This is a genomic window from Persicitalea sp., assembly GCF_041751555.1.
Lineage (GTDB): Bacteria > Bacteroidota > Bacteroidia > Cytophagales > Spirosomataceae > Persicitalea.
Map to the genome: position 1 here is coordinate 1 of NZ_JBGSXF010000257.1, position 3,121 is coordinate 3,121.

5 protein-coding genes are annotated in these 3,121 nt (G+C 49.3%); 2 read left to right on the forward strand and 3 right to left on the reverse strand.

What is annotated here, in order from left to right:
• The 3 genes from ACEW8P_RS09135 to smpB all read right to left on the reverse strand — a co-directional run.
• Positions 1-798: 30S ribosomal protein S1 (locus ACEW8P_RS09135; protein WP_373512778.1), on the reverse strand; the 798-nt coding region annotated here is incomplete at its 3' end.
• Positions 799-1,061: 263 nt separating this feature from the next.
• Complete coding sequence (locus ACEW8P_RS09140) at positions 1,062-1,574, reverse strand: HNH endonuclease (protein WP_373512779.1); 513 nt, start codon at positions 1,572-1,574, stop codon at positions 1,062-1,064.
• Between the two features lie 102 nt (positions 1,575-1,676).
• A complete protein-coding gene (gene smpB, locus ACEW8P_RS09145) occupies positions 1,677-2,135 on the reverse strand; it encodes an SsrA-binding protein SmpB (RefSeq protein WP_373512780.1) in 459 nt (152 codons plus the stop codon).
• Positions 2,136-2,237: 102 nt separating this feature from the next.
• Here smpB and ACEW8P_RS09150 point away from each other — a divergent pair, with 102 nt between their 5' ends.
• A complete protein-coding gene (locus ACEW8P_RS09150; protein ID WP_373512781.1) occupies positions 2,238-2,723 on the forward strand; it encodes a nuclear transport factor 2 family protein in 486 nt (161 codons plus the stop codon).
• Between the two features lie 60 nt (positions 2,724-2,783).
• On the forward strand, positions 2,784-3,121 hold a 338-nt coding region (locus ACEW8P_RS09155; RefSeq protein WP_373512782.1), incomplete at its 3' end, for a divalent metal cation transporter.

Genomic DNA, 3,121 nt, shown 5'->3' on the forward strand with positions numbered 1-3,121 from the left:
CATCTTCTGATCCAGCGCAAGCACGTCGGACGGGTGACCAATACGGCCCCACGAGATATCCGTGATATGCAGTAGACCGTCCACGCCACCGAGGTCAATGAACGCACCAAAATTGGTCATGTTCTTGATGATACCTTCCAATACCTGACCTTTCTCGAGGTTGTTGAGAATCAACTGGCGTTGTGCTTCCAGATCTTTCTCGATCAATATCTTGTGCGAAACTACTACGTTGTCGTTGGCGTGGTTTATTTTCACCACTTTCACTTCCATGCGCTTGCCGACGAACACATCGAAGTCACGGATAGGCTTCACGTCGATCTGCGAACCGGGTAGGAACGCTTCGATACCATAAACATCTACGATCAGACCGCCCTTGGTGCGGCGCTTCACAGTAGCGTCCATTACTTTATCGCCGTCGAACGACTCCTGAATATTGTTCCAGGCGGTGATGACTTTCGCCTTCTTGCGCGATAGGATCAACTGTCCGTTGGCGTCTTCCTGGGTCTCTACGTAAACCTCCACCTCATCGCCGATTTTCAGATCGGGCAGGTCGCGGAATTCGTTGGACGACACGATGCCGTCGGACTTAAAGCCAATGTTCAAAATCACTTCACGGTCGGTAATACCTACCACCACACCTTTCAACACCTCTTTCTCCTCGATAGTAGAAACCGTGTCGCCGTACATTTCTTCCAGCCGCGTGCGATCTGAATCAGAATAGCCCGTACCGAAGCCCTTGTCGTCAGCCGTGTCCCAATTGAAATCAGGAACAACTAAATCTTTCTTAATTTTTGCCATAAATAATGAGAAGAACCGCCCTGAAATACATCAGCCCCTGGACGAATGGGCTGAAATTGATGAAAAAACAAACATTTTTTTTGGAAAACAGACCGCAAAGGTAGCGTTTTTTCGCAAACAAAAGCTTCTGGCGAAAAAAACGGAGATTTTGGATTTCGGACGCTGGACGCCCGACGTTAGACATTGATGCGCTGGGATAGTTGGATTCGAATCCAATTGCTCCGGCGGATCAGTCCATTATCCAAAATCCATCGTCTAATAAATCAGTAAGCGGGTTCCTTCGCCCCCAAGTAAGGTAGCCATCCCTCATCCACCGTTCCGGAAAGATCCCGAATGAACATCAGGAAAGACGGGCGGAAAGGCCGCTGCCGGAGCGGCATGGCGGCTTCTTCAGGAGTGTAGTCACCTTTGCGCGAGTTGCAGCGCTTGCAGGCTGTGGCCAGATTGTCCCAATTGGTTTTGCCACCACGCGATTTCGGGAGCACATGGTCCAGCGTCAGGTTGTCGTGGGTGCCGCAGTACTGGCAGCGGTTGCCATCACGCTTGAAGATGTTCTGGCGGGTCATCATTACGCCCCGATAAGGAAGGTGGATGTAGCGGCGCAGCCGCACCACGGTAGGCATAGGATAGGATTCGCTGACCGTGCGTAACACATGGGTAGGGGAGTGAGCGACCATGTCAGCCTTTTGCATATACACCAACAGGAAAGCCTTCGGTACGGAACATACACTCAACGCACTATAATCTTGATTGAGGACCAAAACTCTCCTGCCCATGGGGTTTGCTAGGTAAATCTTTGCGGCAATTTATAAAAATATACCTCATTCTAACTCCAAATGGACTTTAAATGTTAGTAAACTTTTGCAGGGAGCATTAAATCAATACCCCGATCGGTCAGTTTCGCGCTTGATGTCGCGCTCCTTGATAGAATCTCGTTTATCGTAAAGCTTTTTGCCTTTGGCTAAAGCGATTTCCATTTTGGCCAGGCCGCGCTCGCTGGTAAACAGCCGCGTGGGAATAATGGTTAGTCCCTGATCTTTCATATTTTCGGCCAACTTGCGGAGTTCCCGCTTCGTCATCAGTAGCTTACGGTCGCGGATAGGGTCGTGGTTGTAGTGTGTGCCTTCAGTGTAGGGCGAAATGTGCAAACTACGCACAAACAACTCATCGTCCATGAAGAGACAGTAGGCGTCCTGAAAATTGACCTTTCCCTGTCGTATGGACTTGATCTCGGTACCCGTCAGCACCATACCCGCCGTGAAAGTATCGAGGAAGAAATACTCGAACGAAGCGCGCTTGTTCTTGATATTGACCTTTTTATTTATTTTGTCAGACATACATGTGGTGCGGACTAACAGTCCGTATTTGAATATTCTTTGTTTCTAGCAAAACCCAGCTTCTAAAAAGAAGCAAACAAAGGTACCTCATTCGAAAACGCTATGCCAATTCACAAAAAGATCAGACAACTCCCAACCGTGGCCTTGCTTTCTGCCACCCTCCTGCTTTTTGGAAACACTATCGTCCAGGCCCAAAGCGCCGAAGTAGAAGTAAGAGCCATCGTAGATCAACTATTTACTGGCATGAAAACGGGCGACTCCTCGCTCGTGGCGAAGTCGTTCACCGCCGACGCTACGCTGCAATCCGTTTCAATGGATGTCACTGGGAAAGTTAAAACCAGTAAAAACGGCATTGAGAGCTTCGTAAATGCCGTTGGAACGCCCCATAAAGAAATATGGGATGAACGCATCTACGATTTGAAAATCCAGGTGGACAGACCAATGGCAACCGTGTGGGTACCCTACAAATTCTACATTGGAGATAAGTTTAGCCATTGTGGCGTGAACGCGTTTACTCTGATCAAGTTCGAGAGCGGCTGGAAGATCGCGAGTATCACCGACACGCGTCGGAAAGACGGTTGCCTTTAAGGAGCTTTTACAAATCACTGAAAGAATAAAACCTGCTCTTTCGCGATAAAAATCTACAATTTGACAAAACAAAATACTGTCGTTCGATGGCTACAGACATTGGGCCCTGGCCTTATCACAGCCGCCTTGGTCTTCGGCCCGAGCAAACTGACTATTACCTCCAAACTCGGCGCCTCCTACGGTTTCGAACTGCTTTGGATCATCCCGGTTGCCATCCTTTTCATGATTGTGTTCACGACCATGTCGGCCAGGATTGGCCTGGCGACCGACCAATCGCTGCTGAGTTCGATAAAAGCACGATTTGGTAAAACGGCGGCCACGGTGGTAGGGATTGGCGTATTTCTGGTCTGTATTTCGTTTCAGGCGGGCAACGCCATCGGGGTGGGAATCGCGGTCGG